Genomic DNA, 24,798 nt, shown 5'->3' on the forward strand with positions numbered 1-24,798 from the left:
ACAATGAAGACAACCTACGATACACCAGAGTATTATCAGAAAATGAACGCTTGGTGGCGAGCAGCCAACTACCTTTCCGTTGGTCAGATCTATTTGAAAGACAATCCCTTATTGCGCCGCCCCATCGAAGAAAAAGATTTGAAAGTGAATCCAATTGGTCACTGGGGAACGATCGCCGGACAAAATTTTATTTACACCCATCTCAATCGCGTCATCAATAAGTACGACTTAAACATGTTTTATATCGAAGGACCGGGCCATGGCGGACAAGTCATGGTTGCGAATGCTTATTTAGACGGCAGCTACAGCGAGATCTATCCAAAAGCCACCCAAGACGAAGCAGGGATGAAACATTTATTCAAAACTTTCTCTTTCCCAGGTGGGATCGCTTCTCATGCGGCACCTGAAACGCCAGGTTCGATCCATGAAGGCGGCGAGCTAGGCTATTCCATCGCCCACGCTACCGGAGCTATTTTAGACAATCCCGATGTCATTGCAGCAGTAGTGGTCGGTGATGGCGAAGCCGAAACTGGACCATTAGCGGGCAGCTGGTTTTCAAATACCTTTATCAATCCAGTCAATGATGGCGCAATTTTGCCTATCTTGCATTTGAATGGCGCCAAGATTGCCAATCCAACGATTTTGGCTCGTAAAAGTGACCAAGATCTCACGAAATATTTTGAAGGCATGGGTTGGACCCCTTATTTCGTAGAAGGGGACGATCCAGAAACCGTTCATCCGCAATTGGCACAGAAAATGGATCAAGCCATCGAACAGATCCACGCGATCCAAGCAGAAGCCCGCAAAGGTTCTGCGGAAGAAGCCGCTATGCCTCATTGGCCAGTTTTGATCGTTCGCACACCGAAAGGCTGGACTGGACCGAAAGTCTGGGATGGCGAGCCGATTGAAGGGGGCTTCCGTGCTCACCAAGTGCCGATCCCTGTCAATGCGAAACATATGGAACACGTGGATGCTTTGACGGATTGGCTGCAGTCATATCGTCCAGAAGAGCTTTTTGACGAAAACGGCCGCATCAACGCTGAGATTCAAGAATTGGCACCAAAAGGAGAGCAGCGGATGGCGGTCAATCCGATCACCAATGGGGGGATCGATCCGCAACCGCTACGCTTGCCAGATTGGCAAGCACATGCCATTGCGATCGAGACACCAGGGGAAACGACTGCCCAAGATATGATGGTCTTTGGAAAATTTGCCCGTGACATCATCAAAGAAAATCCTGACAACTTCCGCATTTTTGGCCCAGATGAAGCCAAATCCAATCGGTTGAACCATGTGTTCGAAGTCACGGACCGCCAATGGTTGGAGCCAAAACATCCTGATTATGATGAATGGCTGTCTTCAGTGGGCCGTGTGATTGATTCACAATTATCAGAACATCAAGCAGAAGGCTTCTTGGAAGGCTATGTGCTGACGGGGCGTCATGGCTTCTTTGCCAGCTACGAGTCATTCCTAAGAGTCGTTGATTCTATGATCACGCAGCACTTCAAATGGTTACGAAAAGCCCATGATCTTGACTGGCGCAACCCGTACCCCTCATTGAATTTGATCGCTTCATCAACGGTCTTCCAACAAGACCATAATGGGTACACCCACCAAGATCCAGGGATCATGACCCATATTGCAGAGAAAAAAGCCGACTTTGTGCGGGTCTACTTGCCAGCCGATGCCAATAGCTTGATGGCTGTCATGGCAGAAACGCTCGCTTCTGAAGAAAAGATCAATCTAGTGGTCTCTTCGAAACACCCACGTCCGCAGTTTTATTCGGCGGATGAAGCGAAAGTGCTTGTCAAAGATGGCTTGAAAGTCATCGACTGGGCATCGACAGATGAAGGACAAGAACCGGACATTGTGATCGCAGCTGCCGGGACGGAACCGAATTTGGAAGCATTAGCTGCTGTTTCCTTGCTGATTGAAGCCTTCCCAGAGTTGAAAGTCCGCTTCATCAATGTGGTCGATCTATTGAAATTGCGTCGTCCAGAAGTCGATCCTCGTGGGTTGAGCGATGAAGCATTCGAAGCCTACTTTACGAAAGACAAACCGATCGTGTTTGCTTTCCACGGGTATGAAGGACTGATTCGCGACATCTTCTTTGGCCGTCGCAACCAACAGCTTCATATTCATGGGTACCGAGAAAATGGCGACATCACGACACCGTTTGATATGCGGATCCTTTCTGAATTGGATCGCTTCCACTTAGCCAAAGACGCCGCCGAATGGGTCTATGGAGAAAAAGCAACGGACTTTGCCAAAAAAATGGCAGACACCGTTGCGTATCACCATGACTTTATTCGAGAAAACGGCTATGATATCGCCGAAGTCGAAGAGTGGGAATGGAAACCATTGCGTTGATTTTTTCTCCACTACATCAGCGAAAGATAATTTAAGAACAGAAGAAGAACAAACAGTACAAAACGATCCGCAACAGGGTCGGGACGCCTTACCAAGGAAGCCCGACCGACTGTCTGCGGATCGTTTTTTTAAAAGACGTCGAAACCGTAATTTTTGATATGCTGTTTCAACAAGGCGAGATAGTCCAAAGCCATCTCACTCAGTTCCATTTTCTTGTGTTTGAGGTAACCTAGTGTCATCGCATCATCGACTTCCAAAGGAATCGCAACGATTTTTTCATCATTCAGCTCACTGCTGATGATCCCAGAGCTGATGGTATAGCCGTTGAGACCCACCATCAAATTGAAAATCGTGGCACGATCGCTGATGCGAATGTGTTTTTTGCGTTGTAAAGTGCTTAAGATCTCTTCAGAAAAGTAGAAGGAATTGGTTTCCCCTTGTTCGTACGACAAATAGGTATAAGGTTCCAAATCAGCTAATGTGATGCTTTTTTTCTGAGTCAGTGGATTTTCTCGGCCGATGAAGACGTGGGGTTTGGCTTCAAATAAAGGAATGAATTGCAGGTCTTTTTCGTGGATCAAACGGGTGAGGACCGTCGTGTTGAAATCATTCAGATAAATGACCCCCAATTCGCTCTTAAACGTCTGGATATCATCCAATACATTTTGTGTCTGGGTCTCCCGCAAGGTGAATTGAAATTCATTTTCCCCTAACTGTTTGACCAGTTCCACGAAGGCGTGGACGACGAAGGCATAGTGTTGTGCGGAAACACTGAAAACATGCTTGCGATGGCTGTCTTTGCGAAAGCGTTCGTCCAAGAGATTGACTTGGTCTAAAACATTTCGAGCATAATTGAGAAAGGAACGGCCATCATCGGTCAAGGTCACCCCTAATTTACTGCGGTAAAACAGCTGCAGATCATATTCTTTTTCCAACTCTTTCATGGCTTGAGAGAGGGAGGGCTGACTGATGAAAAGCTGTTTGGCGGCTTCATTGAAAGAGCCGGTCTCTACGATTTTTTCCAAATATTCAAGCTGCTGGATACGCATGGGAAGCAACCTCCTTTTTGTGTTATAGGTATTGCCTATGGAATATATAAGTTTATAAGTATTATCTATAGTATAAGATGTTTGCTAGAATAAATCTAACAATTTTGAAAACTTTGTATAGGAGGAATGGATATGGCAACAGACAAATTTCAGCTTGTGGGGTCATTGTTACGACCACAAGATTTATTGGACTACAAAAATCAAATCGAGCATCGGGAGGACATCCGCTACCCGTTTTATGATGCGTTTTCTGGCTACCAAGAAACGGAAGCAAAAGCGATCGCTGACATCATTGCAGCGCAAAAAGAACACGGCATTACAGTCATCACAGATGGCGAACATGGCCGCTCGATGTGGCACCTGGATTTTCTCTGGGGATTAAAAGGCGTTGAGCGCTATATCTCCGATCATGGGTATGCCTTTGAAGATTTGGACGGTGGACATTTTGAAACGCGTAAAGACATCGGCATCCGGATCACAGAACCATTATCTGGCAAAAACCATCATTATTTGACATTGTTTAAAGAAACCAAACGCCAAGCTGGCGACCTGCCAGTCAAAATCACCGTCTGGGGGGCTGCCCATGCGTTTACCGAGCTGACTGTCTTTAACGACCTCGTTGGTGAAGGTCAGGTATATCCAACGAAAGAAGCCTTGCGGGAAGGGCTGCTTAACGCCTACAAGGAATTCTTGCAGGAATACCGAGAAGCCGGTGGTGAGATCGTTCAGTTCGATGATTGTTTATGGGAACTATTTGCTGAAGACAATGACAAGAGCTTCTTCACCCAAGGCAATGACGGCTTAGAAGCGTTAGCCGATGAATTCGTGGCGATCAACAACGAAGTCGCTGATTACGCCCACGAATTAGGATTAAAAGTCTGGACCCACAATTGTCGCGGCAATTACCAAAGCCGCGCGGCAGCCAGTGGTACCTACAAAGCGATCGCCGAAAAATTCTTACGTGATCAGCATTATGACCGCTTTTTCCTAGAGTGGGACGATGACCGTGCCGGTGATATCTCGGCTTTAGAAGCGCTGAAAGATCGTTCAGAAGTGGAAGTTGTCTTAGGCTTATTATCCAGCAAAACCGCCACATTAGACGATGAAGAGCGAGTGATCGCCTTATTAGACAAAGCTAGTCAAATCATTCCTAAGGATCGGCTTTATCTTTCTCATCAATGCGGCTTTGCCTCTTGTGACTGCGGCAATGAGCTTTCGACTGAGCAGCAATGGGCAAAAATCAAGCAAGGGCAAGCCTTAGCTGAAGCATACTTCGGTTAAGCAGTTGCGTCTTCTTTTCCCTGAATCTTCCCCTCGAAATCGGTGCATTCCACAAAGTTTCGAAAATTTCAGAAAAAATGTTTGACATTTTCTTTAAGAGCTAGTAAAGTAAGACACAACTTAATGAAACAGACATCGAAAAGAAGAGTAGCAAGGCTTGCTGTTTGAAGAGAGTCTCTGGTTGGTGCAAAGAGATAACGCATGGTTGTGAAACACATCTTGGAGTCGTTTTTCCGAAAGAAAAGTAGGAGAGACCGGGTTTGCCCGTTACAGCAGCAGTCATTGATTGATGACTTTCTGAGTTCAGTTGCTGTGAAGCACTGATAAACAAAGGTGGAACCGCGTTGATAACGTCCTTTAGCTGTAATGGCTAGGGGACGTTTTTTTTTCTCTTTTTTTGCGGCTCACCGAAAACCGAAAGTGGAAGGATCACAAAGACTGCACGAGGCCTTTTCCTGTGAAGGAAAGGCAAATTGAGGTGGAACCACGTATCTAGCGTCCTCTGGCAAATGCCAGTGTGCGCTTTTTTTGTTTTTCTTTTTTAGAAAAATGAAACTTGCCAGTTGCCCTCACCAGCCAACGCACAGCGCCACATAAGCGTCGGAGTAAGCCGTCGCTAAGCTGTTTTTCTGCCAAGCGAAATTGAAACCTATCAAGGAGGAAGTCACCATGTTTGAGTATTTAGTCAATGTTATGCCCCAACTAATTTCAGGAACCGGAATCACCGTTAAATTGTTCGCACTGACCTTAATCGGGTCCATTCCCTTAGGCATCTTGTTTGCCTTTGTTTTAGCCAGTCGCCTGCGTATTTTGAAATTGATCGTGCAAGTCTACGTTTGGTTGATGCGAGGAACGCCTTTATTGCTGCAGTTGATCTTCGTATTCTACGGTCTACCGATCTTAGGGATCGTCTTTGACCGCTTTGAAGCAGCCTTGATCGCCTTTATTATCAATTACGCTGCTTATTTTGCTGAGATTTTCCGTGGGGGGATCCAATCGATTCCAGCCGGACAATACGAAGCTGCGAAAGTCTTGCGTTTATCCCCAATCCAAACGATCCAAAAAATCATCATCCCACAAGTCGTCAAGATCACCCTGCCATCTGTCGGCAATGAAGTCATCAATCTTGTCAAAGACACATCCCTCGTCTACATCTTGGGCTTGTCAGACGTGATGCGAATCGGAAAAATCGCCATGGAGCGAGACAGTACCTTGCTTCCGTTAGTTGGGGTCGGCTTGATCTACTTGGTGATGACGGGCGTCTTCACGTTATTGTTAAAACAAATCGAGACCAAACTGGACTATTACCGTTAGGAGGAACCACATATGTTAGAACTAAAACAAGTATCAAAATCATTTGGCGCCAAAAAAGTCATCGATCAGCTAGACCTGACGATCGAAGACGGCAGTATCTTAGCGGTGGTCGGTCCTTCCGGTGGCGGGAAAACCACCTTGCTTCGGACACTGGCTGGGTTAGAAACGATCGATTCTGGAAGCTTTTTACTGGATGGCAAAGCCTTTGATCCCACCGATACAAAAGAACAAGAACAAGTCGTCGGTGTCGTCTTCCAAGACTTCCAATTGTTTCCTCACTTGTCGGTTTTTGAAAACATCACTTTGGCACCAAAAATGGTGCTAAAACAAGACAAAGCCGCGTATACAGCAAAAGCCGAACAGTTGGCAGAAAAACTAGGGTTAAGTGACCTATTAGCTCAATACCCCTTCCAGTTGTCCGGGGGGCAGCGGCAACGGGTGGCTATCGCACGAGCGATGGCGATGAATCCCAAAGTGTTGGCCTATGACGAGCCTACCAGCGCCTTAGATCCAGGCTTGAGACAGCAAGTCGAGCAGCTGATCTTGGATCTGAAAAAAGAAGGAGTGACCCAGATCGTGGTGACCCATGATTTGGTTTTTGCCGAAAATATCGGCGATCAATTATTAAAAGTAGCAGGAGAATAAGGGGGAGAACAAAATGAAAAAATTACTATTAACGGGAATCGCAGCAGCAAGTGTATTTTTATTAGGGGCGTGCGGCAGCAGCAATGACACCACAACCAGTGCCGCTGACAAAGAAGAAGTGATCGTCGGCCTAGACGATACCTTCGTACCGATGGGCTTTAAAGACGACCAAGGCAACATCGTTGGGTTTGATGTGGATTTAGCCACAGCGATTTTGGATCTAACAGGAACCAAAGTCAAATTTCAACCAATCGACTGGTCCATGAAAGAAACCGAACTAAGCAATGGCACCATCGATATGATCTGGAACGGGTATACCAAAACCGCAGCTCGTGAAGAAAAAGTATTGTTTACAGATACTTATATGGAAAATAAACAAGTCTTGGTCACAGCGAAATCAAGCGGCATTACTAGCTTCGATGATATGGAGGGCAAAGTCTTAGGTGCCCAAGAAGGTTCTTCTGGTTATGAGACCTTCAATAACCAACCGGAAGTTTTGAAGGATCTTGTAGACGGCAATGACGCAACCTTGTATGCCAGTTTTAATGAAGCCTTTATCGATCTAGAAAACGGTCGGATCGACGGTCTTTTGATCGACCGCGTCTACGCAGAATATTATTTGACTCAAACAGGCAAAACCGATGACTTCAACGAAATCGAAAGCCCTTTTGAAGCAGAAGATTTTGCTGTAGGTGTGCGTAAAGACGATCAAGCCATGGCAGATAAAATCAACGATGGTTTGAAAGAATTGCAAGACAATGGTACCTTTGCTGAAATCTCTGAAAAGTGGTTTGGCGAAGACGTCACACCAAACTAAAAACAAGTCAACAAGAGGCACTGGCTGCTTAGCAGCTGGTGTTTTTTTCATCATTTAAGAAATTTTCGCTTAAATTCCAACAGCTAACCAAAATTTCTCACAGGAAAACTTTTGTTCGCCTTCTTTTTTCGTTATAATAGGGAAAGATGAAAAGAGGGATAGAAATGGCGCAAAAAAAACGCGCAAAGAAACGCAAAACAAAAAAACAACAAAAACAGCAAGAGAAATTAATGCTGGTCGGTGTCGGCCTGCTCTTTGTCTTGTTTTCGATATTTGGCTTTTTCCATTTAGGTTTTTTAGGAACCTTGATTGCCAACGGGTTTCGGATCGTTGGCGGAAACACGTACCAATTTTTGAGTGTTGCCCTAGCCGCTTATGGTGTCTGGTTAGCGATCAAAACGACCGATGCTCGGTTTAAGAGTATTCGGCGAGTGATTGGCTGTGTATTGGTGTATTTTGGCTTACTGATCATCCTCCATGCGCAAATCTTTAGTAATGTGGTGGGAGAACAAGCCAATGTCTTCCAAACGACGTGGATGACGCTGTTAGGCGATATCCGGCGCAGCCAAGTGACCCAAAATGTCGGGGGCGGAATGATTGGCGCCATGCTTTATGGGGCGACCTATTTTCTTGTTTCCCAGATCGGCAGCTACATCATCGCTGTTTTACTCATGCTGATCGGGGCGTTCTTGTTCAGCCAAATGAGCAGCCACGAGTTAGTTGAGCACCTGCAAGTAGCTGGTGACAAGCTGCAGCGGTTGTTAGAAGGCTCTCCAGAAAAGCAAGCCGAACGAGAAGCCCGCAAAGCGGAACGAGCAGCAGAGAAACAAGCGGCGAAAGAAGCCGAGCGAGCAGCAGTCATGGCGGAGATCAAAGAAAAGAATCAAGTCCGACCAATGACAGAAGACGAAAAATCAGCAAAAGAACAGCAGATGCAAGCGCCAGCTGATTTTGAACCAGAGCAGCTGAGCTTTGTACCCATCGACCACTTCCAAGAATTGCCGCAAGCGGCGGGACCAGAGGCCGCTCAAGCACCACATCCAGCGGGAAACAAACCGGGACCAAGCAAAAAGGTCAATGAAGACGGGGAGATCCTCGATGACGATGGTGAAGTATTGGAATTTGAGATTTCGGAAGAAGCTGAAAATCGTGATTATGAATTGCCTTCAGCGCAATTACTCGATTCGATCCCTTCAACGGATCAAAGCAGCGAGTACAAAAAGATCGAACAAAATATTGGTGTGTTAGAAACCACCTTCCAAAGCTTCGGTGTTGACGCAAAAGTCGTCAAAGCTAGCTTAGGACCAGCAGTAACCAAATTCGAAGTTCAACCAGCAGTAGGGGTCAAAGTCAGCAAAATCGTCGGGTTGACCGATGATATCGCCTTAGCCTTGGCCGCCAAAGATGTGCGGATGGAAGCGCCGATCCCAGGGAAATCATTGATTGGGATCGAAGTTCCAAACAGCGCAGTTAGCATGGTTTCATTCCGAGAAGTGATCGAAGCCCAACCAGATCATCCAGATAAACTATTAGAAGTACCTTTAGGACGCGATATTTCTGGCCGTGTCCAAACGGCAGACTTAACGAAAATGCCCCATCTCTTGATTGCCGGATCGACCGGGAGCGGGAAGTCCGTAGCCATCAACGGCATCATCACCAGTATTTTGATGCGGGCAAAACCCCATGAAGTCAAACTGATGATGATCGACCCGAAAATGGTTGAATTAAATGTTTACAATGGGATTCCCCATCTCTTGACACCCGTTGTGACCAATCCTCGCAAAGCGGCGCAAGCGTTGCAAAAAGTGGTCAAGGAAATGGAAGAACGCTACGAAAAATTTGCGGCAACTGGGGTCCGAAATATTACTGGCTACAACGATTTAGTAATCAATAAGAATTTAGAAGATGGCGAAAATCGTCCGATCTTGCCATTCATTGTGGTGATCGTTGATGAGTTAGCTGACTTGATGATGGTTGCTAGCAACGAAGTCGAAGATGCCATCATTCGTTTGGCACAAATGGCGCGGGCAGCTGGTATCCATATGATCTTAGCAACGCAACGACCAAGTGTGGATGTCATTACAGGGATCATCAAAGCCAATGTTCCATCACGGATGGCGTTTGCTGTTTCCAGCGGTGTCGATTCTCGGACCATCATTGATGGGAACGGGGCCGAAAAACTGCTGGGCCGCGGCGACATGCTGTATCTGCCGATGGGTGAGAACAAACCGATTCGGGTCCAAGGGGCCTTTATTTCCGACCAAGAAGTCGAACGAGTGGTTGAATTCGTGACAGATCAGCAAGAAGCCAATTATGAAGAAAAAATGATGGTCACTGAGGAAGAAACGAGTGCCGGCAGCAGCGGACAACCACAAGATGAGCTGTTCGAAGACGCCAAAGCCCTTGTGGTGGAAATGCAGACCGCCAGCGTTTCTCTCTTGCAGCGACGTTTTCGCATCGGCTATAACCGAGCGGCTCGGTTAGTGGATGAATTAGAAGATCAAGGCGTCGTTGGCCCTTCTGAAGGCAGCAAGCCACGGAAAGTCTTGATCGAGCCGCAACCAGAAGACATTCCTACCTTTGATGAATAAGGAGAACACCAGACCAATCCAATGAGAGAAAGGCGAGATAGCAATGAAACGCAAACACATTCTTTACCGTGATGTTGCCGATAAGCTCAAAGAAGACATCATGTCGGGTCGCTACCCGATTGGTTCATTTTTACCGACGGAAACAGAATTGGAAGCTACCTTCAATGTCAGCAAGATCACTGTCCGCAAAGCCATCGAATTGTTAGCGGCAGATGAGTATGTGGAAAAACGCAGCGGACGTGGGACGACGGTTTTAAGCAATCGCCCCTACAACAAGCTGTCAAAAGGCACGACGTTTAGCCAATTGCTTGAAAAGACCGGCAAGGAATACACAAAGAAAAACCTCAGCTATGAATTAGTCGAACTTGCGCCTGAACACCCTGCGTATTCTTTGATGGGCAAAGAAGTCATGCGTTTACGTCGCATGTACTATTTTGACCACCAACCTTTTATTTACTATGAGTACCATTTGCCAAAGCAACTAAAGGGAACCTCCATCGAGGTCTTTGAAGAAAAATCATTGTATCGCCTATTGGATGAACATCGAATGATCATCGATCGCTTTCAAGATGCGTTTGTGGCAACGACGTTGACTGAAGAGCAACAGAAGTTTATGATCACGCCGGAGGTCGCTGCCTTGAAACGAACCCGTTATTCGTATGATCTACAAGGAGAAGTGGTAGAATATACAGAAGGGATCTATAACACTGCCTTGCATCCGTATATGATCGAATTTGAAGCCTAGTCATTGATTAGGCTTTTTTAGCAAAAAGTGGTACCAAAATCAGAAGTGGAGCGTGAAATACATGAGAAAAATCGCCTTTTTAGGAGCCGGTAACATGGCAAAAGCTATCATTAATGGCTTGATTGCAGCAAAGCTGTATGAACCAGCAGAGATCTTGGTTTATAACCATCGCTACGAGCCGACTTTGGCACAATTAGAAAAAGAAACCGGGATCACTGGGACAACTAAGCTGGCGGATGTCACAGAAAAAGCAGAGATCTTCGTCTTAGCAGTCAAACCTTTTGTCTTTCCCCGCTTGCTTGCTGATTTAAAAGCAGGATTGACTGAGGAACATTTGCTAGTATCCATTGCCGCGGGTGTGACGATCGCGCAAATGGAAGAAATCATCGGTGCGCACAAAATCGTGCGGGTCATGCCAAATACCCCCGCACTTGTCGGCGAAGGGATGTCTTCTATCAGCCCCAACGGTCAAGTAACGGAAGCCGAAGCCAACGAAGTCAAACAACTTTTTGAAAGCCTTGGGAAAGCCGAGCAAGTACCAGAAAGCATGATCGATGCAGTCATTGGTGTCAGTGGTTCTTCGCCAGCCTACACGTATTTATTCATTGAAGCTTTGGCAGATGGAGCAGTGGCAGAAGGTATGCCGCGGCCGATGGCGTATGAATTTGCTGCTCAAGCGGTATTAGGCGCAGCGAAGATGGTACTAGAGACGAAGGAACACCCAGGTGTCTTAAAGGATCGTGTCAGCTCGCCTGGGGGCACAACGATCCAAGCAGTCAAAACCTTAGAGGAAAATGGCTTTCGTGCGGCTGTCATCAAAGCAGTGCAAGCAGCTGCTGACAAAAGTCGGGAAATGTCTTGATACCCAGTGAGTGAGGGGAAAATCTTAGCAAAACAAAGGAGCGTTTATGAAAGAACTTTTGATTTTTGATTTTGATGGATTGTTAGTCGATACTGAAAAAGTCTATTTTGATGGGTGGTTGGCGCTATTTAAAAAGTATCAGCTTCCGATTACAGCCGCTGATATTTTTGGTTGGCGTGGTCAAAGTTGGCAACAGACGGCTAGTAAATTAGCCGACCTCGTAGGCGGTCAGCAGCGGGTGCAGGAATTACGAGCAGAACGGGAAGTCTATATTGCCCAGCAAATAACTGATGGCACCTTCAAAACTAAACCCTATGCGAAAGAAACCATCGCATTGGCTAGGGAGAAAGGCTTCCAAACGGCACTAGCCACCTCGACGATGAAAAAAAGAGCCTCTGAATTGTTGGCGCATTTCGATTTGTTGCAGGACTTTGACTATCAGACCTTTGGCGATGATGTCTCCGCCCATAAACCTGATCCCGCACCTTACTTGCTGACTTTAGAAAAAGCGCAAGTCGCAGCAGAAAAAGCATTAGTCATGGAAGATTCTCTTGTGGGAGCAACAGCTGCGACACGTGCGGAGATCGATGTCGTGTTGATTCCCGATCAAAGTTTTGATCAAGTCTACTCCCCAGAAGAGAAGGCCGGACTTCAGTTATATGGCGAAGACACCTCACTGAAATATGTGTATGATTTATTGGCAAAGGATCAACTGAAATAACACCTAAAAAAACTTCCTTTTCGTTGCAGAAAAAGGAAGTTTTTTTTGTGAAGAAAAGACCGGTAAAAAAACAGTTCAAAGGATATGAGTGGTTTGTTTTTCGCCATCATGGTAAAGTTAAAGAAAGTTTAACAATAAGCGAAAAAAAACAAAAAGTAAAGGGGTTTCATTTTGACAAAAACGTCCATTTGTCAAAAGGACTTTTCTTGGTCGATCGTAGCCGTTGGCGGCGGGGGAAAAACATGGTAAATTATCCTTCGACGAAGAACTAGTGGGGGAAGAAAAAAATGAATAAACTAAAGAATGTTTTCTATTTATATAAACTGGACTGGAAACGAATTTTCAGCAATCCAATCTCTGCATTTTTGATCATTGCCTTAATGATCTTACCCTCGCTTTATGCGTGGTTCAATATCAAAGCACTTTGGGATCCATATGGCAACACCAGTGAATTGCCAATCGCCGTGTATAGTGCGGATAAAGGGGCAGAATTTCAAGGCAAGCATATCGATATCGGTGATGAAGTCATCGACACCCTCCATGACAACAAACAGTTAGGCTGGCGTTTCGTGGATTCAAAAGAGGACTTGGTAGAAGGAGTCAAATCAGGAAAGTATTACGCCGGTATTTATCTGCCAGCTGATTTTTCAGATGATCTGATCAGCTTTACCAGCGGGACAATTGAAAAACCGACCATTGAGTATTACAGCAACCAAAAAATCAACGCCATCGCACCAAAAATCACCGAGAAAGGAGCCAGTAGTCTTCAAGAAGAGATCTCACAGAACTTTATTGAAACCGCCAGCTCTACGTTAATAAAAGTCTTCAATGAAATCGGCTATGACATTGATTCCAACTTAGTCAGCATCAACAAAGTCAAATCCATGATCTTAGATACCGATGACAATTTGGCTACGATCGACGGTTATACGAAAGAGATCGTCACCTTGCATGATAAGTTTCCAGAAATCAAAGAAAAGATCGCAAAAGCCGAAGAATTTACCGATTATATTCCGCAAGTGGATGCTATGGGGGAAAAACTGATTGGCCTAAATGATAAGCTGCCGACATTGAAGAAAGAAGCCAGCATCATTTTGACCTTGCAAGAGAAGATCCCAGAGATCCAAAATGCCGGCAAACAATTGAAGATGATCGATGATGATTTTGATGACATTGCCAGCACCATGACGGACGGCATCGATACCGCCAAACAAGGACTGCAAGTCATCGAACAAGTGCAAGCCGCGTTACCACAGATCGAACAACTAGGCGACCAAGCCGCCAGCTTCGCCACAGCGACCAAAGATGGGGCGCAACAGTTGCAAGATGCCCTGCCAAGTATTTCTAGCAGTGTGAAGGTGACGATTGAGTCGATCAGTCAAGTGGCAACAACTACTGCTGGGCTGACAAGTACGATTCGTCAAGCACTAGCTGACAATGAACTAACGGATGAAGAGCGTCAAGCAATCAGTGCAACGATCACTGACTTTCAAAAGAACATCCAGCAACAACAAGCAGCCTTGGATTCCTTGATTGCCTTTTTAACCAATATTCAGAATTCCGGTAGTAACGCCGATTTAGAAGGTATCATTACGCAACTAAGCAATGCTAAAACATCGCTAGGAGTTTTATCTGACCGCTTATCGCAATTGAATAACCTTGTTCAAAATGGGTCTGTTGATGAAATTACAGCGTACCTCGATCAAGTTACCGCAGCTGCTCAAAACATCGCTGATCTCATGAACAGCATCAATGTTGATTCAATCACTGTAACCATCAACGACATCCTAACCAAACTAATCGAAACCATCACCACAGCCGAAGATGTCTTGAAAAAAGCCCAAGAAATCGATTTTGACTCGTTGCTGTCTTCCACCAAATCAGTGGTCAGCAATGCCGTGACGATTTTGGAAAAATACCAAAAAGAATTGCCTGCCATCAAGCAAGAATTGCACGATGCCAATACGATGCTGAATGGTCATATGGATGAAATCGTCAATGCCATCAACAAAGGAGCCGACCTGTACAACAACGAATTGCCAGTTGTCGAAGAAAAATTAGGGCTGGCCGTAGACTTCTTGCAAAACGATTGGCCAACCATCAAATCAGAAATCAGTTCTACGATGGCGATGGTGGATGAAAAACTGCCAGAAGTTGAAAAAGCCTTGGATGCGGCTGTCGATTTAATCAATAACGATTGGCCAAGTATCAAAGCAGGCATCCACAAAGCCGCTGATGCGATCCGAGCAGGAGAAAATGAAGTCGATCTCGGGGAAGTCATCAAATTATTGAAACTTGATGCCACGGATGAAGCCGACTTCTTCAAACAACCAGTGGAATTAAAAAGCAATGAAATCTACCCAATCGCCAACAATGGTTCAGCTAGCACACCATTTTATACCGCATTGTGTTTGTGGGTAGGGGCATTATTATTGTCAAGTGTCGCTACAACGGAGTATCATTTAGAGAAGAAAGACAAAAAACGCTTTACACAACGTGAAACCTTTGTGGCACGGATGCTGACGTTCTTGACGATGGCAGTCGCCCAAAGTTTGATCGTGACCCTAGGAAATATGTTTTTATTAGGCGTCGATGTCCACAACCCTGTGTACAGTGTCTTCTTCGCATTACTCGTCGGACTCGCCTTTATGATGATCGTCTACGTACTGGCGGGACTGTTCGGAAACCTCGGGAAAGGGATCGCCATCATTATTTTGGTTCTCTCCATTTCAGGTGGGGGAGGAAATTACCCAATCCAAGTCTCTGGGAAGTTCTTCCAATTCATTAATCCGCTACTGCCGTTTACTCATGCGGTCAATCTGTTAAGAGAATCAGCCGGTGGGATCTATTGGCCAAATGCTATCCCGCAGTTGATCATTTTAACGATTTTGTTCCTAGTCTTTGGGATCGTCGGTACGTACGCGTATCCTTATCTAGTCAACTCTACGAAGAAACTAAGTGACATTTCCAAAGAAAGTCATTTCTTCCACTAAAATCTTAAAGCAGAAAGAGCATTTGTTCTTTCTGCTTTTGTGCCATCACGTGAAATTTCTAATAATCAAAAGAGGGAAAAAGGGTCGTTTTTTCATCTGATTTTCATTGACTTTTCGCGGTTACAAGAGTAGCATACAGTCTTGATAATTCAATATTTGTGAGGATATCGTTACAAGTTTAACGAAGGATTTTTTCATGAAAAGGAGTGTAGAAAAAGTGGAGTATTTGAAACGTTTGTTGGTCGGACGTCCATTGAAATCCGCAGAGAATGATGAACAAAAACTGAGCCGGACGGCGGCCCTTGCGTTGCTATCTTCTGATGCTTTGTCTTCGATTGCTTATGGGACAGAGCAGATCGTTGTCGTATTAGTGGCACTTTCCGCTGCTGCTATCTGGTATTCATTGCCGATCGCTGCTTTTGTTATTATTCTTTTGATTTCATTGACCTTGTCTTACCGCCAGATCATTCATGCTTACCCTCACGGCGGTGGGGCATATGTAGTAAGTAGTGAAAATTTAGGGAAAAATGCGGGCCTGATTGCCGGCGGCTCTCTATTGATCGATTATATGCTGACAGTGGCAGTATCCGTCTCAGCAGGGGCAGAAGCCATCACTTCAGCTGTGCCGGCGTTGTTCGGTCATCAAGTGGCCATTTCTGTCGTGATCGTAATCTTGATCATGATGATGAATCTGCGAGGGTTGCGAGAATCAGCTAGCTTCTTGATGATTCCTGTCTACACCTTTATCGCAGTGATCACAGTCTTGATCGTGGTCGGTTTGTACAATATCGTAACGGGTGCGCAACCGTTGAATGCAACCGCACTGCCAGGCGCTGTCGTGCCTGGGGTATCCGTAGCCTTGATCTTACGGGCTTTCTCATCAGGTTCCTCTTCTTTGACGGGGGTCGAAGCGATCAGTAACGCGGTGCCATTTTTCAAAAAACCACGGGCGAAAAATGCAGCTGCGACCTTGACGATCATGGCTGCGATCTTAGGGTTCTTCTTCGTCGGTATCACTTTTATCAACTATTGGTACGGTATCGTACCAGAAGCAGAAGTGACCGTCCTATCTCAAATCGGCTCTGCTGTTTTTGGTCATGGGTTTATGTACTACGTTTTGCAATTTGCCACAGCGCTGATTTTAGCAGTTGCCGCAAATACAGGATTTTCCGCCTTCCCCGTGTTGGCGTATAACTTAGCCAAAGACAAATATATGCCACACATGTATCAAGACCGTGGGGATCGTCTCGGCTACTCAAACGGGATCATCACCTTAGCTGCTGGTTCCATCGTATTATTGTTTATCTTCCAAGGATCGACCGAGCGTTTGATTCCTTTGTATTCCATTGGGGTATTTATTCCTTTTGCCTTGTCCCAAAGCGGAATGGTGATCAAATGGAGAAAAGAAGGCAAAGGCTGGTTCTTTAAATCGATCGCCAACATCGTTGGGGCTTTGATTTCCTTTGCGATCATTGCCATCTTGTTCGTGTATCGCTTAGGCGATATTTGGCCATTCTTTATTATCATGCCGATCCTCTTGTATATCTTTTACAAGATCCATGATCATTATAAGAAAGTCGCAGAACAGCTGCGGTTGGAAAAACAAGAAGCACTACATGTTTATGAAGGAAATACTGTGATCGTTTTAGTCGGAAATGTTACCCGAGTAAATATCGGCGCATTGAACTATGCCCAATCGATTGGTGATTATGTCGTAGCGATGCACGTATCGTTGGATGAAGATGTGAAGAAAGAAAAAGAAATCGAACAAGAATTTAAGCAAAAATTCCCAGACGTGCGTTTCTCCGTCGTTCATTCTTCTTATCGTTCGATTGAAAATCCCATCTTACGTTATGTGGATCTAGTCAGCCGCAATGCAGCCAAACACAATTACACAACGACCGTCATCATTCCACAGTTTGTCCCAAGACGTCGCTGGCAAAATATTTTGCACAACCAAACAAGCCTGCGCTTGCGTTTCAGACTCTCTTGGCGTGAAAACATCATTGTAAGTACGTACAGTTACCATTTGAAAAAATAACAAAAACGCTAGTTTAGCGACCTGATTCCCAAAAGAAATGTTTAGGTCAGCCGCTAAGACTAGCGTTTTTTTTAGCTATAAAACATTTTTAGTTTGATATCTTGATCGTAATTCCCAAACCCCTTGCCAAAGAGGGTACAACCGCCGACATGCTCGGCATCTTCTTTGACTTCCACTTTTAAATGCCACGTATCTTCGTAGGCAGGTATATCCTTGATCGTAATGTCGGAAAGAGGAACACCTTCCATGTAGGTTCCATGATCCATGATGCGGATCGTCTTCAATAACCCGTACTGATTAAGATTGTCTGGATACCAATCCGGTGTATACTTTCCACGAATGTCTGCAAAATCCCCTGGGCTAGTCCATGTACCAAGCTCCACACCATTTAAGCTGAAGGTGATGTCTGAAGGCCAGTTGTTATTGGAAAAAGGAAATTCAGACGAAACCTCCATTGAAATCTCCATCATTTCGAGTTTTTCTTCTTTTGCTAAGAAGTTTGGCGATTGGTATTCGACAAATCCTTTCGTAAACCACAAGATGCGGGCATCCATTCGTCGGGGATCCATGAAAAACTTCGGTTCATCTACCATTCCCACAAAATCAGCTGAAGTAGCAAGCCCGCACGTTGGTTCTACCGAATAATTTGTATAATGACCGATCGGTATCGCCGTTTCTTTCGTATCAAAGGCATTAAAGATTTTCTCAGGAAAGTTGATATCGATATGATCCACTCTCAAACTGGAAATCTTTTTTTGCCCTACACGCTCTGTTTTGATGATTTTGGCTTCTTCTAATTTTTTGATATGCATCGTAATGATAGCGCTGCTTAAGCCTAACTCTTGTGCCAACTCTTTGACATTCATCTTGTTTTTAGCCAGCAATTGAATGATTTTGATTCGCACGTTACTGGCAAGTGCCTCATAGACAGGCAATGCTTCTTGATTGATTTCTAATTGCATCGTGTCACCTCCGCTTAAACTGTTTGATTTACTTGAATGTTAACATATTTGCTAATTTGTGTAAATAGCGTTGTTTATTTCGCTAGTTATTAATATATTTATTAATTAATATAGATATTATCCTTGATAAATTAATCAAAATATTGTTGACAGCGATTACAAATCAAGTTATGATTTATTTGTAAATTGAAAGTGTTTGCAAACGCTAGAAATGAATAATGCAATTATAAATGCTGGGATAGCAAATAAGAGAAGGAGGATAGGCGTGTTCGGCTTCAAAGACCAAAATTCAATTTCTATGAAAGAGGGAAAAACATGAAGAAGAAACTTATTATTATTGGTGCTTTAGTTGCAGTCGTTGCAGTTGCCCTTATTGGTTTTAATCGTTATCAGGCAGCGGAAAAAGAAAAATACACGATTAATTTTTGGTCACCCCTTACTGGTGATGATGGCGCTTATATGGATCAGATCGTAAATGAATTCAATGAACAATCAGGTTCCGATTATACAATCAATCATGTGATCACGTCTGATATGTACACTAAATTAAGTACGGTCGTAAGTTCTAAAAGTGGGATTCCAGATTTGACTTTGATGCATTCTTATAAAGTAGAGGAATTTGTCAATTCCGATATTATTGATCCGGTTGATCGTCTGGTTTCTTATCAACCTGAGTTAGAAGAAAGCAATTATTTAGATACGGCGTGGAATGCAGGGAAAATCGGCGATACTCAATATACGATCCCATTAGATATCCATGCCAGTGCCATGTATTACAATCAAGATCTTTTAGAAAAATACAATGTCACTTCTTGGTTAGACGATAACATCGTGACGTTTGATGAAATGATGTCATTAGCAGGGCAGATGGAAGAAGGCGATTATGTCGTAAATAATGCGTTACTTTCTTGGGTTATCTTAGCGCAAATCCGTAACTTAGGCGGCGCGATTTCTGACGATGCTGGGAACCCGACGGTGAATACGCCAGAAATGAAAGAAGCGTTAGAAAGAATTAAAGCGTTAACAGATGCAGGCCTGATGACACCTTATGGAGAAGATGGGTATTTGATGTTCCAAGGCGGAAACGTACTCTTATCAACAGATGGTACTTGGACTTCTACCGCTCATGATGCGGTTGAGGGCTTGAATTGGGGCGTAACAAATATTTATTCGACTTCAGATGACATCGCAACCAACCGAGCAGCTTCTCATATGTTTGGCATGTTGAAGAGTGAAAGCAGAACAGAAGAAAAAGAAGAAGTAATCGCACAATTTTTAGAATTTGTTCGTACAAACTCGATCGAATGGGCAAAAGCCGGTCAAATCGTTGCAAGTAAAGATATTTTAGAAAGTGATGATTACCAACAATACCCACAATCATTCTTTACTTCTACACCAGAGGAAGAAGAAACACTTTACATCTTTGACTACGTTTATTTCTCTTATGTCTTAGAAGCATTAGATGTTTATAGTATAGATATCGCTTACGGTGAATTAGATATGGATGAAGGATTAGAAACGATGCAACAATATGTCGAAGATAAGATTGCAGAAGTAGCTAGATAAGTGAAGGGGGGATAATTCTATCCCCTTTTCCAATTTTTAGAAGGGAATGAAAGGAATGAAAAAAAAGAGCATTAACTGGGCATCGATCGCATTCATTGGACCACACATGGTACTCTTTATTATTTTTGTATGTATTCCAACGATCTATGGTATTTATGCTTCATTTACGCAATGGAATTTGATCTCTGATCCAGTCTGGGTCGGTTTTAACAACTATAAAACATTATTGTTTGATAGTTCCTCGACGTTCTATACCCAATTTTGGAATGGTTTGAAAAATACCTTTATTTTCGTTTTGATCATGGTGCCGTTACAAATCATCATTCCACTGATGATTGCAGCTGCATTGCAACATAAAAAAGTGAAGCTGAAAGGACTTTTTCAAGCAATTCTATATATTCCAGGTCTTATCTCTGTTTCAGCAGGTTCTTTGATCTGGTCATTGATTTTCCACTCTCGATTAGGTGCCATCAATAATATTTTTGGGTTCGATTTCTCTTGGGCTTCGCGACAACCCTATGCATGGATCTTGATTTTTGTTGTCAGCATTTGGGGAGCGATCGGTGGTAACATGATCATTTATCGCTCAGCTTTAGCGGGTGTCAATGAAGACCTTTATGAAGCGGCAGAGATCGACGGAGCTGGAGCATTCCAAAAATTCTTGAATGTGACCTTGCCATCTATTCGCTTTCCACTGTTATATACGATCGTGATGACAACTGCTGGAGCATTTAATGTCTTTGCACAGCCTTTGATGATGACAGGTGGAGGTCCAAACCAAAGCACGACTGTATTGATGATGTATATCCGCTCACTGGCTTTTAGTCAAGGAGAATCAATTGCCGGAATGGCTTCGGCAATGGCAGTCATCTTAGGATTGATCATTATGTGTGTGTCCGTATTTCAATATTTTCTTTTAGATAGAAGCAATACTTAAGGGGGCAAAAAAATGAATACACAAAAGAAACATATACCTAGTATGGTCATCGCATATTTGTTTCTGATCGTTTTATGTATCATCTGGGTTATTCCACTGATTTTTAGCTTCGCCACTTCTTTTCGTTCTCAAACCGAAATCGTCTCTACTGGGTTTCGTTTATTACCCGTAAACTGGATATTAGATAACTATGTAGCGATTTTGACTAATACGTCTACTGCACCAATTATGCAGTGGTTATGGAATTCAATGTTTATCGCAGTCACGCACACTGTTTTAGTTGTGATCGTTGTTTCAGTGACCGCTTATGGCTATGGCAGAATGCGGTTTAAATACCGTGATCGTATCTTTTATCTTTTGATGGGGATCTCGATGTTTCCCGGTGTAGTGAATTTGATCCCGTCTTACAAAATCATTGAAACCTTCGGCTGGGTCAACTCTTCTCTTGCTATGATCATTCCAGGCTTAGCAGGGATGGGAAATATCTTTCTTGTGCGACAGTTTATGAAAGGTATCCCGCTTGAATTTGACGAGTCAGCACGAATGGATGGTGCAGATGAATTTACAATTTTTGCAGAGATCATCGTTCCTTTGATCAAACCTGTGTTGATCGTTGCAGGCCTCTTTTCTTTCACAGGCTCATGGAATGATTTCTTGTGGCCAGTGATCGTGTATACGGATGTTAGTAAGATGCCGATTACAGCCGGTTTGCTATTACTACAAGACATTTATGGCAACTACCGAATGATTGGTCAATTGATGGGCTCGGCATTGATTGCGATCATTCCAACCGTCATGCTGTTTCTATTTGCTCAAAAATACTTCATTGAATCTATGAACTTAAATGCAGGAATAAAAGGATAGTGAAGATCATGAATCGAAAATTGGAAAGAAATTTACTACGTGCCAGTGCGGTCTGGGATGTCTGTATTGGTCTCGTAACGATGTTTGGGTATTATCCTTGGTTTGAAGAACAAGGGATCGCAGCATTTCAAAATCAAAATCAGTATGAATACTTGCAGTCAAGTCTGGTAGGAATGATATCGAAGGTAGTTATGATCGTTGCGTTAGCGACGATTTTGATGGGCGTTATCAGTTGGATCAACGCGAAGAATATGCGAGACAAACAAATAAACAAAGGAACGATACGTTGGATGATCGCCTGTGTCATCATCCATTTGATCATCTATGATGTGATCGGTGTCGTCCTCTATTTACTAGCTACGACGATGTATATGTCTAAAAACAAAGCAATAAAAATACTAAAAACGGAAAATGGAATTTTTTAAGAAGGTGTAGAATTTATGGCAGAAAATTATTTGGAACCGATTGTATTAGAACGTGCAGACCCATGGATATACAAGCATACCGATGGATATTATTACTTCACTGGATCAAAACCAGGGTATCAGGAAATCGAATTAAGGCGTGCGAAAACCTTGAAAGGTCTGGCTGACAATGAAGTGAAAGTCATCTGGACGGCTCATGCCGAAGGCCCCATGAGTGAGCTGATCTGGGCACCAGAGATTCATTTTATTCAAGGAAAATGGTACATCTATTTTGCTGCTGCAGATCATGGAGAAGTCAGAAATGATCAGCATCATCATCGGATGTTTGCGATCGAAAATGCGAATGAAGATCCCTTTGCAGGCGAGTGGGTAGAAAAAGGACAGATCGAGACGCAATTTGAGAGTTTCAGTTTAGATGCTACGGTATTTGAACATAGGAACCGATTGTATTATGTCTGGGCACAAGCAGATCCAAACATTCCAGGCAATTCCAATCTTTATTTATCAGAGATGGAAAATCCTTGGACATTGCAAGGAAAGCAGATTCTGCTGAGCATTCCTTATTATGAATGGGAAAAAATCGGCTTCAAAGTGAACGAAGCTCCAGCTGCTTTGATTAGAAATGGAAAAGTGATCATTACTTATTCAGCCAGTGCGACGGATGAAAACTACGCGATGGGACTGTTGTGGGCAGATGAGGATAGTGATCTATTGAATGGGTATTCTTGGCATAAGTTGAAGGAACCAGTCTTTTCAAGTTCTGAACAAAATTCCCTATACGGACCAGGACATAACTCCTTTACAGTCGATGAGGAAGGGAAACAAGATATCTTAGTGTATCATGCAAGACCAGAAAAAAATGATTACAGTAATCCTTTAGAAAATCCCAATCGACATGCGTACGTCCAACCGTTTACTTGGAAGAAAAATGGATTGCCTGATTTTGGCGAACCCGGTGTAGTCAAAGGATAGATAAAAGAGAGGGAAAAAATGAATACAAAAAGAAAAATGCTCTGTTTAACCATGTCCGTTTTTTTTACTAGTTTATTTCTTGCTGGCTGTCAAACAGGAGATGCTGCTGAGCAACTTTCACAAAAGGAGTGGGAAACAACGACAAAAAATCGAGTGTCGATTCATGACCCATCGATTACTTCTATTCATGTTGGTGACCAAGAGCTGTTTTACGTATTTGGTTCGCATCTCGCCCAAGCGAAAACAGAAGATTTACAAACTTGGGAAGTACCTTTCACTCACGAATATGAATCAATGGAAGACAATATGATCTATGGTAACACAAAAGAAAATCTAGCTGAGACTTTTGAATGGGCAGGCTACGATGATGCCGATTCAAAAGGTGGTTACAGCCTTTGGGCACCAGATGTCATTTGGAATGCTGATTATGAATGGTCAAATGGAGACAAAGGAGCCTATATGCTCTACTACTCAGCTAGTTCTACGTGGCGGCGTTCAGCGATTGGATTGGCCGTAGCTAAAACAATCGAAGGACCCTATAGCTATGCGGATACCGTGGTCTATTCTGGCTTTACAGAAAAAGATTCGACAGATGGTAGTGAACGCAATACCAACTATCAAAATACCCATTTGGCGAAATTGATCAAAGAGGGGAAAATCAGTGGGTTCAGTGAAAACTGGGCGATCGAAGATGGTCTGACGTATAACACCGATTATGCGCCAAACGCCATTGATCCAGCGTTGTTTTATGATGAAGAAGGGAAACTATGGATGACCTATGGTTCTTGGTCTGGCGGTATCTTTTTATTAGAAGTTGATCCAGCCACTGGAAAACCAATGTATCCTGGGGAAGATAGCACGACGGAAGATGGGCGTATCATTGATCGCTATTTCGGGATCAAGCTTTTTGGCGGCTATCATCAATCAGGAGAAGGTCCCTATATTGTTTATGATGAGGAAACCGATTATTATTACCTGTTCGTCACTTATGGTGGTTTAGCAGCAAAAGGTGGTTACAATATGCGACTATTTCGCGCTGAAAAACCAGAAGGACCTTACCTTGATGCCCAAGGAAATAGCCCAATCTTCGAACAAGGGGACCAAAATTCAAACTACGGCATCAAATTGATTGGCAACTACCAATTCTCGTTTCAACAAATGGGGTATCGAGCAGCGGGACACAATTCGGCGATCATCGATGAGAATGGTCAGTGGTCCTTGGTGTACCATACGCGCTTTAACAATGGAACCGAAGCCCATGAAGTACGGGTCAACAGAATGTATATGAATGAGGAGGGCTGGCCAGTTCCAGCACCCTACGAGTATCGAGGCAATGAACAAATAGCATATGCTTTGTCAGAAGATGACATTATCGGACGCTATGAAATCATTAACCATGGTACCGACAATGGAACGACCATGCTAAAAACGCAGACAGTCGAGCTTCAAAAAGATGGAAGCGTTACTGGTGACTTGACCGGAACTTGGACGTACGATGCGGGAGACTTGGCATTGACTTTTGAAAAAGCGACCTTCAAAGGTATCTTATTAAGTCAGGAAATAACAGAATTTGAGCAGCAAAAATTAACGTTTTCAACGATTGGCGATAATAATGAATCCATTTGGGGAATCAAAGAATAGGA

20 protein-coding genes and 1 other annotated feature are annotated in these 24,798 nt (G+C 43.8%); of the genes, 18 read left to right on the forward strand and 2 right to left on the reverse strand.

Annotated elements, in window-relative coordinates:
- Positions 1-3: 3 nt before the first annotated feature.
- A complete protein-coding gene (locus IGI86_RS02185; protein WP_430617697.1) occupies positions 4-2,370 on the forward strand; it encodes a phosphoketolase family protein in 2,367 nt (788 codons plus the stop codon).
- Positions 2,371-2,498: 128 nt separating this feature from the next.
- Here IGI86_RS02185 and IGI86_RS02190 read toward each other — a convergent pair whose 3' ends face one another.
- Positions 2,499-3,419 (reverse strand): LysR family transcriptional regulator, encoded by a 921-nt coding sequence (locus IGI86_RS02190; RefSeq protein WP_430617698.1) that lies wholly within the window; start codon positions 3,417-3,419, stop codon positions 2,499-2,501.
- 126 nt (positions 3,420-3,545) lie between these two features.
- Between IGI86_RS02190 and IGI86_RS02195 the strand changes: the two genes are divergently transcribed.
- From IGI86_RS02195 to IGI86_RS02245, 11 genes are all read left to right on the forward strand, one after another.
- The gene (locus tag IGI86_RS02195) at positions 3,546-4,700 is read left to right on the forward strand and encodes a cobalamin-independent methionine synthase II family protein (RefSeq protein WP_430617699.1); all 1,155 of its coding nucleotides are present in this window, start codon (positions 3,546-3,548) and stop codon (positions 4,698-4,700) included.
- Between the two features lie 126 nt (positions 4,701-4,826).
- Positions 4,827-5,061 (forward strand) — a binding site (T-box leader).
- A gap of 308 nt (positions 5,062-5,369) precedes the next feature.
- Positions 5,370-6,014: an amino acid ABC transporter permease gene (locus tag IGI86_RS02200; protein WP_005232226.1), complete on the forward strand. Its 645-nt coding sequence runs from the start codon at positions 5,370-5,372 to the stop codon at positions 6,012-6,014.
- Between the two features lie 12 nt (positions 6,015-6,026).
- On the forward strand, positions 6,027-6,659 hold the full coding sequence (locus tag IGI86_RS02205) for an amino acid ABC transporter ATP-binding protein (protein ID WP_005227272.1): 633 nt from the start codon (positions 6,027-6,029) through the stop codon (positions 6,657-6,659).
- Between the two features lie 13 nt (positions 6,660-6,672).
- Positions 6,673-7,476 (forward strand): amino acid ABC transporter substrate-binding protein, encoded by an 804-nt coding sequence (locus IGI86_RS02210; protein WP_005232224.1) that lies wholly within the window; start codon positions 6,673-6,675, stop codon positions 7,474-7,476.
- Positions 7,477-7,640: 164 nt separating this feature from the next.
- On the forward strand, positions 7,641-10,067 hold the full coding sequence (locus IGI86_RS02215) for a DNA translocase FtsK (RefSeq protein WP_430617700.1): 2,427 nt from the start codon (positions 7,641-7,643) through the stop codon (positions 10,065-10,067).
- A gap of 43 nt (positions 10,068-10,110) precedes the next feature.
- A complete protein-coding gene (locus tag IGI86_RS02220) occupies positions 10,111-10,812 on the forward strand; it encodes a GntR family transcriptional regulator (RefSeq protein ID WP_005232219.1) in 702 nt (233 codons plus the stop codon).
- A 61-nt stretch (positions 10,813-10,873) separates the two neighbouring features.
- Positions 10,874-11,674: a pyrroline-5-carboxylate reductase gene (gene proC, locus IGI86_RS02225; protein ID WP_008376116.1), complete on the forward strand. Its 801-nt coding sequence runs from the start codon at positions 10,874-10,876 to the stop codon at positions 11,672-11,674.
- A gap of 46 nt (positions 11,675-11,720) precedes the next feature.
- The gene (locus tag IGI86_RS02230; protein ID WP_422708578.1) at positions 11,721-12,395 is read left to right on the forward strand and encodes an HAD family hydrolase; all 675 of its coding nucleotides are present in this window, start codon (positions 11,721-11,723) and stop codon (positions 12,393-12,395) included.
- Between the two features lie 47 nt (positions 12,396-12,442).
- Positions 12,443-12,667: a hypothetical protein gene (locus IGI86_RS02235; RefSeq protein WP_223347157.1), complete on the forward strand. Its 225-nt coding sequence runs from the start codon at positions 12,443-12,445 to the stop codon at positions 12,665-12,667.
- A 15-nt stretch (positions 12,668-12,682) separates the two neighbouring features.
- Complete coding sequence (locus tag IGI86_RS02240) at positions 12,683-15,388, forward strand: YhgE/Pip domain-containing protein (protein WP_275626415.1); 2,706 nt, start codon at positions 12,683-12,685, stop codon at positions 15,386-15,388.
- Positions 15,389-15,605: 217 nt separating this feature from the next.
- The gene (locus tag IGI86_RS02245; protein ID WP_430617701.1) at positions 15,606-17,429 is read left to right on the forward strand and encodes an APC family permease; all 1,824 of its coding nucleotides are present in this window, start codon (positions 15,606-15,608) and stop codon (positions 17,427-17,429) included.
- 71 nt (positions 17,430-17,500) lie between these two features.
- On the opposite strand, the gene IGI86_RS02250 is transcribed toward IGI86_RS02245, so the two are convergent.
- On the reverse strand, positions 17,501-18,391 hold the full coding sequence (locus IGI86_RS02250) for an ArsR/SmtB family transcription factor (RefSeq protein ID WP_008376111.1): 891 nt from the start codon (positions 18,389-18,391) through the stop codon (positions 17,501-17,503).
- Positions 18,392-18,706: 315 nt separating this feature from the next.
- On the opposite strand from IGI86_RS02250, the gene IGI86_RS02255 reads away from it, so the two are divergent.
- The 6 genes from IGI86_RS02255 to IGI86_RS02280 are packed head-to-tail and all read left to right on the forward strand — an operon-like array spanning position 18,707 to position 24,796.
- Positions 18,707-19,957: an extracellular solute-binding protein gene (locus tag IGI86_RS02255; protein ID WP_430617702.1), complete on the forward strand. Its 1,251-nt coding sequence runs from the start codon at positions 18,707-18,709 to the stop codon at positions 19,955-19,957.
- A gap of 46 nt (positions 19,958-20,003) precedes the next feature.
- Positions 20,004-20,894, forward strand: coding sequence for a carbohydrate ABC transporter permease (locus IGI86_RS02260; RefSeq protein WP_176257025.1), 891 nt, complete (start codon positions 20,004-20,006; stop codon positions 20,892-20,894).
- A 12-nt stretch (positions 20,895-20,906) separates the two neighbouring features.
- Positions 20,907-21,758 (forward strand): carbohydrate ABC transporter permease, encoded by an 852-nt coding sequence (locus tag IGI86_RS02265; RefSeq protein ID WP_005227285.1) that lies wholly within the window; start codon positions 20,907-20,909, stop codon positions 21,756-21,758.
- An 8-nt stretch (positions 21,759-21,766) separates the two neighbouring features.
- Positions 21,767-22,183 (forward strand): hypothetical protein, encoded by a 417-nt coding sequence (locus IGI86_RS02270; protein ID WP_008376104.1) that lies wholly within the window; start codon positions 21,767-21,769, stop codon positions 22,181-22,183.
- 15 nt (positions 22,184-22,198) lie between these two features.
- Positions 22,199-23,155, forward strand: a complete 957-nt coding sequence (locus IGI86_RS02275; protein ID WP_429947010.1) for a glycoside hydrolase family 43 protein — start codon at positions 22,199-22,201, stop codon at positions 23,153-23,155.
- An 18-nt stretch (positions 23,156-23,173) separates the two neighbouring features.
- A complete protein-coding gene (locus IGI86_RS02280) occupies positions 23,174-24,796 on the forward strand; it encodes a glycoside hydrolase family 43 protein (RefSeq protein WP_430617703.1) in 1,623 nt (540 codons plus the stop codon).
- Positions 24,797-24,798: the final 2 nt, after the last annotated feature.

This window comes from Enterococcus sp. AZ188, from assembly GCF_050544075.1.
In the GTDB taxonomy this organism is placed as follows: domain Bacteria; phylum Bacillota; class Bacilli; order Lactobacillales; family Enterococcaceae; genus Enterococcus_D; species Enterococcus_D entomosocium.